Source organism: Paenibacillus dokdonensis (assembly GCF_004916975.1).
GTDB lineage: Bacteria > Bacillota > Bacilli > Paenibacillales > Paenibacillaceae > Paenibacillus_AQ > Paenibacillus_AQ dokdonensis.
On sequence record NZ_STGQ01000001.1, the window covers coordinates 3,631,166 to 3,645,931 of the forward strand.

Here is a 14,766-nt window from a genome sequence, read left to right on the forward strand (position 1 = left end):
AGCCTCCTCTTCTCATCTTCCTATTACATTTCTATAATCTGATGTTCCGCCGTGTAGCGTGTACAGCTTCCAAGGATATCATTGATCCAGCTGAAGCCATAACGGTTTATATAGTAGAAAATATTATAAACTCTCTCTTGAGGTTTACCCATTGGGAATAAAGACACATAAATTTGCTCCCATTGACGCAGTGCCGCTTCATGCTGCTTTTCCAGCGCCTGCTTCGTCTTGCGCTCCAGATAAGAGATTTGCTCCAAAATCTTGTCTTTGTTTTTCTCCCCAAGTGGGATCAGACCATGTTGAATCGTTCCCAGCTCACGGATCAATGGCTCATACAGCTTTTCAAACGCGTTTCGTGTTTCTTCAAATCTAGGATCAATATCAAAATCAGCCTGAGCGTTCAACCAGCTTTGCCGTGCATCGTCAAAGCGGTGCTGAACGTCCTGAAAGGATAATCCGAAATGCTCCATGTACTTCCGCAGCGTTCCATGAACCAGTGTAAAAGACATTCTTGGTAACAAAATCGGCATTTTCAGTCCGAGGACCGGGAACGCATCCTTCGTAATGGCCCAGTACGAAATTTCCCCTTGTCCGAGCACGGTACAGAGAACCGGAAACAGAGACTCCTGCATCAAAGGACGGGTTAGCACATTATTGCTGAACCGGTCCGGATGATTTGTCAGCTCGCTCAGGAGTTCTTCCTTAGTGAAGTTTACGATACCCTTCCGGTCTGTAAAACTTCCGTTTTGCTTTTGCAGCAGCAATCTGTTTCCTTCATAGATATAAAAGAGATTGGCACCGTCTGCCGTCACATCCGCCTGCAGCGGATATCCATGTCCCGTAATACGGGCGGCAGAAGCTTGATAAGTCGGGCCAAGTTCATCATTCTGTTTAATCATACGTTCAAAAACAGGAATCTCGAGCTGGCGCAGAGCCGGATCTGCCGAATCCAGAAGGATTAATCCCAGTTCGCCAAAAAGACGTCCGAGCAGTTTGGCAAAAGCATCGCTCAGATTGCCCGACTCTTCCGCAGCTTGATGCAGCAGCTGAAGAATTTCCGGTTTGTTCACACTATCCGGCAGCAGGGCCGCCAATTGATCCAGTGACTGCTTCCACTTCTCAGGTGTCACCTTGATATGGCTTACGGAGCCTCTAGGACCCGGTGCTGCATCCATTTTAACTCGGGCTACCTTGAGTTCAGGCGTCATCACATAGGTATGATTAACCTCGTCCCAGTCATGATCCTCACCGGCGATCCAGAACACGGGTACGACTGGCCGCTGCAGCTTCTCCTGCGCTTCCTTTGCAGCCATAATGATCGTTAAGGCTTTATAGACGACAAGCAGCGAACCGGTAAACAGTCCGCTCTGCTGTCCGCCAACGACGGCAAGCGTACCTGTCTGCTCAAGTAAATCAAGCGATTTATGTACCTCTTTATGGTCGTTATGCTTGTTATTATATTGTCTAAGACAAGCTACCAGCGCTGCTCTGTCTATACGGGTTCCTTCGGATTCGTCCAACCACTCTGCGCGGCGGTTCCAGGATTCCTCCATGCGGAAATCATCGCCGTACAAATCCTCCACCTGCGAAAAATGGTTTATATAATCATCTGCAAGAGCGGAACCGCTCTTCAGCGAATCTGAAACAACATTCATGAAGTCTGCCTCCTATTCTGTACCTCTTCAAATCACTTGCAATCGTATAAAAATCTTTCTTGATTGTAACCAAAGATAACTCTGCCGTCAAAGCAAAACAGGGGGAACGGCTTTACCAGCCCTCAAATGCTTCAAATTCAGTTACAGTTTTATAATTATAACGCTTCATGTATCAGTATGCCATGCCAAAACGAAAAAAACCGCCGGATTAACCGGCGGTCATCTTTTCAGGCTTATGCGTAAGGAGCGGCAACCCAATGACCTTTCGAAACCTCGACCAGTCTTGTGTCTTCCTGCATAATTCCATTTCCGTCCTTCGCCGAATGAATCGGCCCTGACAGCTCGTCATTCATGACGAGCCGCTTTTTGTTCTCCTCAATTTCCGGATCGGGAATCGGGATCGCTGAAAGCAATGTCTTCGTATAGGGATGGATCGGATTGGAATATAGTTCTTCACTATCCGCGAGCTCAACCATTTTACCAAGATACATCACCGCTACACGGTCACTGATATGCTTGACCATAGACAGGTCATGCGCAATAAACAGATAGGTCAGTCCGAGACGATCCTGCAGTTCTTTCAGCAGGTTAACTACCTGCGCCTGAATGGAAACATCAAGTGCGGAAATCGGTTCGTCACAAATGATAAATTTAGGATTGACTGCGAGCGCCCGGGCAATACCGATACGCTGGCGCTGTCCTCCCGAAAATTCATGCGGGTAACGTGTGGCGTGATCGGGATTCAATCCGACCATATCCAGCAGCTCCTCAACCCGCTTTTTCCGTTCCTTGCGACTTCCCGCAAGCTTGTGAATGTCCAGCGCTTCACCGATAATATCTGAAACGGTAAACCGCGGATTCAGTGATGCATATGGATCCTGGAAGATCATCTGCATATCGCGGCGCATGCCTTTCATTTTACTCGGCGAGAGCTTGTAGATATCTGTACCGTTAAAGCGAACACTGCCTGCCGTAGGCTCGTACAGGCGGAGAATGGTACGTCCTGCGGTGGATTTGCCGCAGCCGGATTCACCAACCATCCCGAGAGTCTCTCCCTCGCGGATAAAGAAGTTGATATCATCAACGGCTTTGACAATTTTGCCTCCACCTACATTAAAGTACTTTTTCAGTCCTTCTACTTCAATCAAATGGTTTTCTTTCATGACGAATGAACCTCCTTCGCCATCTCATGCAGGTTCCAACAGCGGGCCATATGGGTATCGCTGAATTCCGTAGAACCTGGATTGATGCGCTCACAAACTTTCATTGCTTCATCACAGCGGGCACAAAATGCGCAGCCGATCGGAGGTTTAATCAGATCGGGTGGTGTACCAATGATCGGAATGAGAGGCTCATCCTTCTTCTGGTCCAACCGCGGCATAGAACGAAGAAGACCTTTGGTATAAGGATGCTGGGGATTTTTGAAAATCTCCCATTTCGTCCCGGTTTCAACCACTTCACCCGCATACATGACGATAACTCTGTCACACATGCCTGCAACAACACCGAGGTCATGCGTAATGAGGATGATCGAGGTGCCAAACTTCTTCTGCATATCCTTCATGACATCCATGATCTGTGCCTGGATCGTTACGTCCAACGCTGTTGTCGGTTCATCCGCAATCAGCAATGCCGGATTACATGCCAGAGCGATCGCTATCATCACCCGCTGGCGCATACCGCCGGAGAACTCATGCGGATATTGTCCAAAACGCTCCTCCGGATTTTTAATGCCGACGAGCTTCAGCATCTCGATGCCGCGCACCTTCGCTTCGGAGCTCGACAGCTTCTGATGCTTTATCAGCACTTCCGTAATTTGCTTGCCTACTTTAATCGTAGGGTTGAGGGAAGTCATTGGATCCTGGAAGATCATGCCGATATCTTTACCGCGGATATGCTCCATCTGTTTATTTGATTTTTTCAGGATATCCTGACCCTGAAAAATAATTTCACCGCTTTTGATTTGGGAAGGTGGTGATGGTATGAGGCGCATAATCGTTTGGGCGGTAACACTCTTGCCACTGCCAGACTCACCTACAATTGCCACCGTTTCCCCTTTGCCTATTTCAAAGTTCATGCCACGGACGGCTTGAACTTCTCCGCCCTTCACCTTAAAGGATACTTGCAGGTCTTTTACTTGTAAAATCGGTTCCATGATCTCACCTCCTGTTATTTCAGTTTCGGATCGAGCGCATCGCGGAGGCCATCACCGAAAATATTAAATGCAAGCATAGTCAAGCTGATCAGAATCGCCGGGAAGAGCATCCGCCAAGGATAGTACATCCAGCCAGTCAACGCGTCGTTGATCATTGAGCCAAGTGAAGCTACCGGTGCTTGTACACCGAGACCCAGGAAGCTTAGGAAAGCTTCGGAAAAAATAGCGTTCGGTACGGACAACGTCAATGTAACGATGATAGGTCCCACGGCGTTTGGCAGCAGATGCCGGAATAACAACCGGTTTGAGCCAGCGCCCATGGAACGGGAAGCCAATACATACTCCCTGTTTTTCAGCTGCATAATTTCGCCGCGTACAATCCAGGACATGTTAATCCAGCCGGTGATTGTCAGTGCCAATATGATGGTTCCAATACTTGGTTCAAAAACAACCAGCAACAGGATCGTTACCAGCATATAAGGAATGGAGTACAAGATCTCCGAAAATTTGTTCATGATAGCATCCACGCGGCCACCGAAGAAGCCCATGATACCGCCGTAGATAACACCGATCATAAGGTCAATAAGTGCCGCGGCCATACCAACAATCAGTGAGATGCGGGCGCCCATCCAGGTACGTACGAACATATCACGACCGAGGTCATCCGTTCCGAACCAGTGTACTTTGGAAGGCGCCTGGTTCGTATTCAGCAGATCATTGGTAGCTGAATCGAATTTTGAAATGATCGGCCCGATGATTGCAGCCAAAATAATGAGCACAAGTACGATTAGACTGGTCATGGCCATCTTGTTTTTACGAAGGCGCTGCCATGCATCTCTCCAGGCCGAAAGACTTTCCCGCTGAATAATCTCAGCCTGCTTTTCGTCTACGCCTATTTTACGGAAGTCCTCGGGCGATAGCTCAACATTGGTGTTTGATAAAGTTGTGTCATTAACTGCCACCGTTAGCCCTCCTTCCCGCCGGTTAATTTAATACGCGGATCAACCAGCACATAAACTATATCTGTAATGAAACGTGCAAGCATAAGCAGGACACCGTAGAAAATGGTTACACCCATGATCATGGTATAGTCACGGTTCGTAATACATTCAACGAACACTTTACCTATTCCGCCGATACCAAAGATCTGTTCAATAACGACAGAACCAGTAATGATATTGGCTGTCATTGGACCAATATAGGTAACAACAGGTAAAATGCCGTTGCGGATCACGTGTTTGAACATAATCGTAAACCAGTTCAGACCTTTCGCTTTGGCTGTCTTGATGTAATCAGCATGCAGCACTTCAAGCATGCTGGAGCGAGTCAAGCGTGCGATAAACGCAATCGGTTGGGCAGACAATGCTGCGACAGGTAAAACATAATCAAGAGGGCCATCAAAGCCCATAACATGAAACCATCCGAGCTTCTCACCGAATATAAACTGAATCAGAGATGCCAGTACGAAGCTCGGTACTGCAATTCCAAGAACGGCCAGAATCATCGCTACGTTATCAATCAGCTTCCTGTGATAGAGAGCCGCGAGCATTCCGAGCAAAACACCGATAATGACCGAAATCACGATCGCGAACACTCCGAGTTTCAGGGAGGCTGAGAAGGTATCCAGAATAATATCTGTAACTTCCTGGTTCTGGTGTTTCATCGATATACCAAAATCACCCGTTGCAATATCGCCTAGATATTTAAAATACTGCTGGTATACCGGTTTATCGAGACCGTACTGCTCCATAAGACGGGCTTGTATTTCAGGCGGAACCTTTTTCTCGGACATAAAAGGATCCCCAGGTATGGCTTTCATCAGAAAGAATGTGGCTGATATCAGAATAAACAAAGACACCAGCATGTAAAAAAACTTGTTGGCTACGTAACGAACCATGCCCGATGACCCTCCCCGCTAATTTTATTCTACAATATTCGACATATTTCGATTTTAAAGAATGATGGGTACTTTTGTCCAATCTATTTATTACTAAATGAAGAAATATCTACCACAAGGATTATCAAATGCAAAAAAAACGGGATATATATGGAGTATCCACATATATATCCCGAATTACTTATCCAAATCTACACTAGCGTTTTACTCAAAGTAAGCGCGTGTAAAGTCAACTGCACCAGCATAATCAAGAATTACACCTTTAAGGTTTGGTTTGATCAGTGCTACGTTGGTGTAATAGTAAATCGGCATTAGCACTTGTTGATCTTTGATCAAAAGAGTTTCGGCCTTAGTGAAATCATCCATACGCTTTTTGTTGTCTGCAGAAGAGTAAGCATCATTAACAAGCGCATCATACTCTTTATTTTTGAAGCCTACGTCATTGTTACCGCTCTTCGAAGTCCAAAGATCGAAGAAAGTCATCGGATCGTTATAGTCTGGGCTCCAGCCCGCACGAGCGATTTGATAGTTCAGACTTCTGCGGTTTTTAAGGAACACGCCCCATTCCTGGTTCTCCGTTTTCACTTCGACACCCAGGTTTCTTTTCCACATATCCGCTACAGCAAGAGCAATTTTCTTATGCTTGTCACTGGAATTGTAGATCAGGGTTACTGGAGGCAGCGTTGTGTAGCCTTCTTCTTGCATTCCTTCTTGCAACAGCTTCTTAGCTTCATCCATATTTTCTGTAAAGAAATCATCTTTATGTTCAGTACGGAAATCTTCCTTCTCGCCCGTAATTCCAGGCGGAACGAATCCGAACGCAGGTTTTTCTTCACTTTGCGTAACCTTGTCAACGATATCTTGACGGCTGATCGCCATCGCAAACGCTTTACGGATTTTCGCATTATCAAACGGCTTTGCAGTTACGTTAAATTGATAGTAGTAAATACCACCAATCGGTTTCAAATTCAATTCATCTTTCAGCTCTTTTTTCACAGCTGGCATTTGGTCCGTAGGAATTTCTCCGTTCGGCATGCCTGCAAAATCAAGTTGGCCTGCTTTATAGCTGGACAGCTCGGTTGCACCGCTGTTGGACAGAGACATCGTGATTTTATTCAGCTTAATGTCCTTGTTATCCCAGTAGTTTGCATTTTTAGTCACTTCAATTTTTTGGCCCGTAGTCCAAGTCGTCAAAGTGAACGGTCCGTTAGTAATCATCGTCTTAGGATCGGCTGCCCATTTTGCGTTGTCTTTAACCGATTGATGAACCGGATAGAACGTATAGAACGAAGTCAGACTCAGGAAGTATGGAGTTGGAGTTTTCAATGTTACTTCCAGCGTATTGTCATCCGTTGCTTTTACGCCCACTGTAGAGAAATCAGTGGTTTTTTTGCTGTTGTAATCTTCAGCACCTTTAATATAAAACAATTGGTATGCATATGGTGGGGCTGGTGTTGAGCTAGGATCGAGAACCCGCTGCCATGCAAAGACGAAGTCTTTTGCCGTCAAAGGATCACCATTGCTCCATTTCGCATCTTTGCGGAGGTGGAAAACATACTTCAGTCCATCAGAAGAAATATCCCATTTCTCTGCTACACCCGGGACTGGCTTGCTGTTTTCATCCAAACGAACCAAACCTTCATACATCATGTTAAGCACGGTATGAGCCTGGCTGTCTTGCGCTTGCGCCGGGTCAAATGTTGGCGGTTCTGCGCTGAGGTTAATGTGAAGCACTTGATCTTTACTCGCGGCAGTGTTTTCTTTGGAGCCGCTTCCCCCTTCATTCTTGGAGCCGCAGCCCGCAAGAACTGTTCCCACTACAAGGATCATCGTTAGTAGGGTGAATAGTGATTTCCTTCTCATGCTGTAATCCCCCTAAGGTTATTTAAGTGTATGGTTAATGATTATACAACCAGTGGTCAAAAAAATCTATACCAAAATCAAAGAAAGAACCTTGCACAGCTCAAATATAGTCTACTTTTCCTTTTATAAACAATGCATATTTACTTAAGACATTGTTATGAATATGTATTTCAAAAAACCAATTACTGTAAAAAGAAGATAGCTGAAGCTCATGATGATAAAGGACATTCTCCATATTAGTTTCGCCATTTTTTGGACGTCAATCCTGCCCTTGAGACGGTTTTGTGCACTGCCGATCAGACCAATCGCTATTAATAGAAGCAGTAATATCAAGTAAAAACCAAACCTTGAATCAAAGGTGAGATTGAATAATGCCGAAACCGAAATAATCAAAAACAGCGTCGTTACATCCATGGCAAGCTTAAGTGAGGTCTTCTTGTTATGTTTCCACCAATAATGGATAAAGTATACGAGCAAAAATGGAAAAAACGGAAGAATGCTCAGAAAGATAAATGAATTTTTCAACAAATCCAAATGATTCACACCTCTCTTATCGTGAGACCTTTAATGAGGCCGGTTAGCATTTCATGGGCCACGGCGTGCATGCCGGCCTTTTCTGCAAGAGCTGCAATACTACCATTAATCCAATCTACCTCTGTTGGGGCGCCTGCCTGAACATCCTTCAGCATGGAAGATGTGTTGCCTGCGGTCGAAGTGCACACTTCCATGATTTGTTCCCACATATCCTCTTCATAGGGAATGCCGCATGCTTCATAAACAGCGAGTGCTTCATTTAGCAGCATCTTCATGATCTGTATCCGCTTGTCTGATGCAAGCAGCTCGCCGTTTGGAATGTTCCACAGCGCGGTGAGCGGATTGATGACCGCATTGATGATTAGCTTCCGGTAAATTCTGCTATCGATGTCATTCGATAAAATGGCCGAAAATCCTGCTTTTTGCAGCGTTTTCACCATATTTTCAGCATATGGGGTTATTTCTGTCCCGACTAGTTGCTGTACGGGGACCCCAATCCATGTCGTACCTGTTCCTGCATGCCGTACTTCATACGGAGCCGTTCGCTTCGCTCCTTCAGTTGTGATAGCCGCATATAGTGGCCAGCCTGGCAAAATACCCGCTAATCGCTCCATATGGCCATATCCGTTTTGAAAACAGACAACGCCCGGAAGCTGATCTGCGGCAGACTTGTCCTTTGCGAGCTGCCCTGCAGACCTTGCGCATACCTCTTCAGTGTCCTTTTGCTTGGTCATCAAGAAAATCCACTCGCCGGGTTCCTGCATCCAATGAGCCGCAAAATCATCAATGATGCCCGCTGCAAAAGTTCCCGGCTCTGCCAAACACTCGGTTTCTCCATATGTATTCACAACTGAAATCCCCTTGGATCGCAGCTCCTCCGATTGTTGGGCGCTTCTGCACCATAAACGGACATTAACTCCCGCAGCTGCGAGCTTGCCGCCGTATAAAAGGCCCAGCGAGCCTCCTCCAACCAGATCTATAATCATCGTATCACCTGTCTTCTGTACTGTGGTGCTTATACCATCTAAAAATATTATATAGCATGTTTACGCCTTGATACGAGAAAAAAGTCTGATGAACGCTTGCAGCAAACTCCAAATACACCTATAGACACGGAAAAACCCGTTCGGAGCGCTTAAATTTCGCTCATCCGGACGGGTGTTCGGGTTTTGACTTTATGATTTACGCCTACTCAATGCGCTCGAGATTACCGTTCGCATCCATTTTAAACCGAGTCTTCAGCTCTTCCTCTTCTTCTGTTAAAAAAGCAAGCCGGCGCGCCCGGTCCATTATTTGGATCAGCGCTTTGTAATCATCATTCACAACCCGGTAATCCGTCTGGACTTCGCTGACTTCCTTGTTCAGCTGTTCATTAACTCTTCTCAAGTTGGCCAGCTCCTCTTCCTTCTCACGGAGCTCCTTCTCAAGCATTTTCAGATGACGGCCATTTTCCTGCAAATTCCCTTTCCATTGGCGCAAGAAGCGAATGACTGCATCGATGGATAGCGACTCTTCGCTTGCACCCTCGATCTTGAAATATCCTGCCTCAACTTCACTCAAACCTCCGAGAGCTGCCACTTGGAGTGGATTCGCCGGTTGTTTTTTGTAATAGCTTCTCTTCTGCCGCTGCGTTTTGGCAAGGCTGATCGCTTCCTCATACTTTTTACGGACACAGCTGTTCCATCGGAAACCACAGGCTGCGGATGTCCTGCCGATTTTCTCTCCAACTTCCTCGAAAGCAGCGAGCTGCGTGCTTCCTTCGCGGATATGCCTTAAAGTTACTTCCGCTAAAATGAGATCATCTTCTGTGCTCCATGCATCTTGTCTTACTGCTGTCATGCAACCAAACCCTCCTAACAACATCCTAAAATAACCGTCTCCATAACCCTTCCTGCCGGGCTTGAATGAGGTATAACAGCTGCTTATTTTCATTTCTATGCTTCTCATAGAGTTCATAGAATCTATTTGATACTAAATTGTATTGCCAAATTTTAAATAGCTCATACTTATTCCAGTGGAAAATAAACGTTCCCGGCTTGAATACTTTTTTTAGCAATGATCACAATAATAAGGAAAGCCCGCCGTTAATATAGAATTGTCCAGCTTTCGCTGGAAATCAATAAATTCTATAATCTAAAGGGAAACTCAAAAAATTCATAATTGTTCAAGACTTTTCGTTTACACAATTTTGGGTTAACGTTATAATGATGTGTAGTAATGCTACGACCGTACATAAGGAGAGGGGGATACTACGTGGCACGCATGTTTCGAGTACTGGGCTTCTTTACACTTGCTATCGGTTTGATGGCATTTGCCGGGAACATGGTGGAAATGGCTCTGTTGTTCTTCTTGCAGACAGCATTTTTCGTGATTTTGGGATATCTGAAATTTACGGAAAAAACCTACATTCTTCTCTTCTGGGGCTATATGATCGTGACATTTACCGGTTTCAGCTACTGGACAGTCTTTAAAATGGGTCTACCGCTGTAGTTACCGATCATTCGCTTGAAGAGTTACCAAAAAAAGACGATCCGACATCGCTGCCGGTCCGTCTTTTTTTCTTTGTTTCAACATTCCCCTCAAGGTTGAAAAGAGAGGGATGATATTTTTTAAACAAGCATATATTTACTTGAGGTATTGTAAAATCATTGTCCAAGACTAGACTTGCCTGGAGGGGAGGAGGATCTGTGAAGGCCGCTAAAAAACATGTGCGCCTAATATATCTGCTTCTGCCGCTTCTGTTCCTCTCACTGCTGCATCCGGAGCATATTCTTCTTGCTGATCCCGTAAAACCAGAGAACGCTGACCAGCAGCAAATGCTGCAAAAAAGCCTCTCTATCGTAGAAATCGATCACGAAATTGATCGGATTACCCGCCAGCAGGAGCAAACTCAGACAGAATTAGAAAAGCTTCAGGTTCAGCTTGAAGAGAAGCAGCAACAAATCAAGAGCCGCCAGGAGCGTGCAGGAACCGTCATACGTTCCTATTACATGGGTGAAAGGGACAATCTATTTACCATTCTCTTTTCAGCCAAAAACATAAGCAATCTTATAGAAATATACAGCTATTATGAAATGATCATGGATCAGGACGCAATGGTGCTCGATGCATACCAGTCGCAGTACCAGAGCATTAAAGAAACACAGCAGCAGATGGAGAAATCCTACGCACAGCTCACCACAATCAAGGACAATCTTCTGAATCAAAGAGATCGGGTACTGGCACTGCAAAAGGATCTGGACAGCAGTATTGCTGACAGTAGCGATCCTGAGGCCATGAAAAAAATGATTAAGGAATTTACAGCATATTGGGAAAATGTCGGCATGTATGAAGTAAAGCGCTATTTTTCAGCGCTCTCATCCGCCATGAATGACCTGCCTGAATTTATTCAAAATAAAAAAGGAGCCATCCGGACGAACGGCACCACATACTCCATCGAAATCCAGGAAGATGATCTGAACGACTTTCTAAAGAGTAAAAATGAACTATTCAATAATTTTTCTTTCCATTTCAATGACAATAAGGTCATCGCAGAGGGCGAGAGCGGCAATTTAAGTCTGCAGGTTGAAGGGCATTACAGCGTTGAGAATGAGCCAGAGAATTCGATACTGTTCCATGTCGACAAGCTTGTGTTCAACGGACTGGAGCTTCCGGATACAACCTGCCGCCAGCTGGAAAATGAATTTGACCTTGGCTTCTATCCGCAGCAAATTGTATCATTTGTCAAAGCTACAGAAGTAACCAGTACCAATCAGGTTCTGCATGTCACCTTAAAGCTGTCTATGTAGGCTAACACTCCATCATTACACGCAATCCCTATTCATTGGATGTTTTCTCCTTAGGGCGGCCTTCCAGGGCCTCCCTGTATTCCTGTTCGGTACTTTTACCGGTTAAAAGAAGCTTCGCAGCCTTTGAGAAAACATCCCACTTCGATTGCAACGCACTAGCCTCTGTTCCTCCATCTGTCGGCTTGAGCAGACGATCAAGATGCACTGGCTGCTGTAGCCATTGGAATTCATCCTCCTGATACATTTCCTTTAAGACAGGCAAATACCCGGTCGTGTCGGACCAAAGCCTCTGGGACTTATCTGAAGTCATGTAGGCAATCCAATCTGCAGCATTCTGTGGATGCTGCACTTGAGCGGAGACGGCATAAGATTTCCCGCGGAGTAAAAATGGATTTTCAGCATAAAGCTGTTCAGGCAGACGAAGCTCCAGCATTCCATTTCCCTTTCTTTCCTTTGCCGCTGATGAAGCAGACATGGCAATCATAACCAATCCCCCATCCTTCAAGCTTGTCCATGCTTCCTGCATCTTTCCTGTTTCTATAAATTGTATTCCCGGACGCAGTTTGCTTAACGATTCAAGCCCTTCATTTGTTGGATTGACCGGATCGGTTCCCATTACCCCCATCAGAGCGGCAAAAGCATATGCATCTCCTGCGGGAAGTGCAATCAGCTTCTTATCCTTGCGGTTTTCCTGCTTGACGAGCAGATCTTTCCATTCCTTGCCTGCTTGAGGAATCTCGGGAATTCCTATGGTCTGCAATGCATGCGCCTGCCAAACAAGCACATAGGGATCCATATCCAGAGGGATCCCCCACTGGTATCCATTCCACTCCAGCATTTGCAAAATCGGACTGATTACATCACTGCCAGTTGTACTGCTCTGATAGGATTCTGCAGGCAGTATGTAACCACTGGAAGCCAAAGACCGAATCCAGGGGCTGTTCACAAGCATCACGTCGGGCCCTTCGCCTACTTCCAACGCTGAAGTCAGTTGCCGGTATGCATCCGTATCCGGTATATTCTTAATCTCAACCTGAATGCCGGTTTCGCGAATGAAATTATCATTTATATCGAGCAGTTCTTTGTAATCGGATTCATTTAGATGGGTAATAACCCGGATCGGTTGATCATCCGGATCCTGCGGAGAGGAAGGCTGCGGATTCCAAGACATTGTTTTTCTCTCTTCACTGCTGCTGTTGTCCGGCGTCATATTCTGACCTTGGGACAAGCTGGTTAATGACAGCAGCAAGATGGCGAATAGAAACCAATAATTTTTCCGCTTCAAGTTTTTGGCCTCCTCTGGCAAATGCCTCATTCCGTACTCTTTTTATTTTATCAAAAGGATAGGGCGCTTGTCCTACTTTTTATTGGAAATGTTTTACTCGCACCCTACGTCGGTCATGGACAAAAGCCCTGGACCTAGAGCTCATACGAGCAAATGTATCCAGGACTCTGATCCAATACAGGAGCTAAAGCAAATCGGCAGCCAGCTGTGCCAGTTTGGATCGCTCCCCTTTTTCCAAGGTAATATGCCCACTAATGCCTTCCTGTTTGAATTTCTCCACAATATACGTCAGACCGTTGCTTGAAGCATCAAGATAAGGATGGTCTATTTGCTCCGGATCACCCATCAAGATGATCTTGCTCCCCTCGCCTACCCGGGATACAATGGTTTTCACCTCATGACGGGACAGGTTTTGTGCCTCATCGATAATGATAAACTGTCCAGGGATGGATCTGCCGCGGATATAGGTTAACGCCTCTACCTGAATACTGCCAAGTCCCATCAGAATTTTATCAATATCCCCGGACTTTTTAGTATCAAATAAAAATTCGAGGTTATCGTAGATCGGCTGCATCCATGGACGCAGCTTTTCTTCTTTTTCCCCAGGCAGATATCCAATATCCTTTCCCATGGGTACGACAGGTCTTGCAATCAACAGCTTTTTATATTTATGCTCATCTTCCACCTTGAGCAATCCTGCCGCCAAAGCAAGCAGGGTCTTACCTGTGCCCGCCTTACCTGTGATAGTCACAAGTGGTATGTCGTCATTCAATAAAAGCTCTAGCGCCATCCGCTGCTGTGCGTTGCGCGCACATATGCCCCAGACCGCTTCATTGCTTAAATAGAGTGGCTCCAGCTTAGTGCCTTCCGTGTTTACCTTCAGAAGCGCCGACTTTGTACTTCCCATTTCATCCTTCAAAATCACAAATTCATGGGGATGAAGCGGATAGGAGAGATTGAGCGGCTTAACCGGCAGAAACCGATAGGAATAAAACTCATCAATGATGGAAGGATGAACCTTCAGCTTCAGGTTGCCTGAGTAGAAGTCCCCAGGTCCGGCAGTTCGGTCTGACAAATAATCCTGCGTAGTTAACCCCAGTACATCAGCCTTGATGCGTACCAGTACATCTTTGCTGACAAGGACCACCTGATCTGGCTCATCCTTCACCGTTTCTTCCATATGATAATTCAAGGCCACGGCAAGTATACGGTTGTCATTGGATATTTCCCCGAACATCTCCTGGACCTTGAGAAAACTTCTGTGGTTCAGTTCAACCTTTAAGCTTCCGCCATTATAGAGTGCTACCCCGCTGTGCAGATGTCCGTTTTCCCTCAGCTGATCCAACAAACGTGATACCGTGCGCGCGTTGCGTCCAATTTCATCTGCATTACGCTTCTTGGAATCAATTTCTTCGAGAACTACCGCAGGTATGATGACCTCATGCTCATCAAACGCATAGATCGCTCCGGGATCATGAAGAAGCACATTGGTATCCAGTACAAAGATCTTTCTCATACCTTCTCCCTCCACTAACTCATAATGAACACATAAATTATTCCGTCATGGACATCCTAAATTACAATTCGCA

At 45.7% G+C, this 14,766-nt stretch carries 13 protein-coding genes; 2 read left to right on the forward strand and 11 right to left on the reverse strand.

Annotated elements, in window-relative coordinates; genetic code table 11:
• Window positions 1–23 precede the first annotated feature (23 nt).
• From bshC to E6W40_RS16880, 9 genes are all read right to left on the reverse strand, one after another.
• Window positions 24–1,655 (reverse strand): bacillithiol biosynthesis cysteine-adding enzyme BshC, encoded by a 1,632-nt coding sequence (gene bshC / locus E6W40_RS16840; protein ID WP_136606510.1) that lies wholly within the window; start codon window positions 1,653–1,655, stop codon window positions 24–26.
• A 233-nt stretch (window positions 1,656–1,888) separates the two neighbouring features.
• A complete protein-coding gene (locus E6W40_RS16845; protein WP_136606511.1) occupies window positions 1,889–2,818 on the reverse strand; it encodes an ABC transporter ATP-binding protein in 930 nt (309 codons plus the stop codon).
• Window positions 2,815–3,810 (reverse strand): ABC transporter ATP-binding protein, encoded by a 996-nt coding sequence (locus E6W40_RS16850; RefSeq protein ID WP_136606512.1) that lies wholly within the window; start codon window positions 3,808–3,810, stop codon window positions 2,815–2,817. The genes E6W40_RS16845 and E6W40_RS16850 overlap by 4 nt, the downstream gene beginning before the upstream one ends.
• Window positions 3,811–3,824: 14 nt before the next feature.
• Window positions 3,825–4,772 (reverse strand): ABC transporter permease, encoded by a 948-nt coding sequence (locus E6W40_RS16855; protein ID WP_136606513.1) that lies wholly within the window; start codon window positions 4,770–4,772, stop codon window positions 3,825–3,827.
• 2 nt (window positions 4,773–4,774) lie between these two features.
• A complete protein-coding gene (locus E6W40_RS16860) occupies window positions 4,775–5,707 on the reverse strand; it encodes an ABC transporter permease (protein ID WP_136606514.1) in 933 nt (310 codons plus the stop codon).
• 204 nt (window positions 5,708–5,911) lie between these two features.
• Window positions 5,912–7,570, reverse strand: a complete 1,659-nt coding sequence (locus E6W40_RS16865) for a peptide ABC transporter substrate-binding protein (protein WP_136606515.1) — start codon at window positions 7,568–7,570, stop codon at window positions 5,912–5,914.
• A 144-nt stretch (window positions 7,571–7,714) separates the two neighbouring features.
• Entirely contained in the window at window positions 7,715–8,104 is a 390-nt protein-coding gene (locus tag E6W40_RS16870) for a DUF3397 domain-containing protein (protein WP_136606516.1), read from the reverse strand.
• Between the two features lie 5 nt (window positions 8,105–8,109).
• Window positions 8,110–9,090, reverse strand: a complete 981-nt coding sequence (locus tag E6W40_RS16875) for a ketopantoate reductase family protein (RefSeq protein WP_136606517.1) — start codon at window positions 9,088–9,090, stop codon at window positions 8,110–8,112.
• Window positions 9,091–9,292: 202 nt separating this feature from the next.
• Window positions 9,293–9,943, reverse strand: a complete 651-nt coding sequence (locus E6W40_RS16880) for an RsfA family transcriptional regulator (protein WP_136606518.1) — start codon at window positions 9,941–9,943, stop codon at window positions 9,293–9,295.
• A gap of 414 nt (window positions 9,944–10,357) precedes the next feature.
• On the opposite strand from E6W40_RS16880, the gene E6W40_RS16885 reads away from it, so the two are divergent.
• A complete protein-coding gene (locus tag E6W40_RS16885) occupies window positions 10,358–10,594 on the forward strand; it encodes a DUF2626 family protein (protein ID WP_136606519.1) in 237 nt (78 codons plus the stop codon).
• A gap of 197 nt (window positions 10,595–10,791) precedes the next feature.
• Window positions 10,792–11,892: a coiled-coil domain-containing protein gene (locus tag E6W40_RS16890; protein ID WP_136606520.1), complete on the forward strand. Its 1,101-nt coding sequence runs from the start codon at window positions 10,792–10,794 to the stop codon at window positions 11,890–11,892.
• Between the two features lie 28 nt (window positions 11,893–11,920).
• On the opposite strand, the gene E6W40_RS16895 is transcribed toward E6W40_RS16890, so the two are convergent.
• A complete protein-coding gene (locus E6W40_RS16895) occupies window positions 11,921–13,177 on the reverse strand; it encodes an ABC transporter substrate-binding protein (protein WP_168928955.1) in 1,257 nt (418 codons plus the stop codon).
• Between the two features lie 184 nt (window positions 13,178–13,361).
• Window positions 13,362–14,693 carry a PhoH family protein gene (locus E6W40_RS16900; protein WP_136606522.1) on the reverse strand — a complete coding sequence of 444 codons (1,332 nt, stop codon included), beginning with the start codon at window positions 14,691–14,693 and terminating at the stop codon, window positions 13,362–13,364.
• Between the last annotated feature and the right edge of the window lie 73 nt (window positions 14,694–14,766).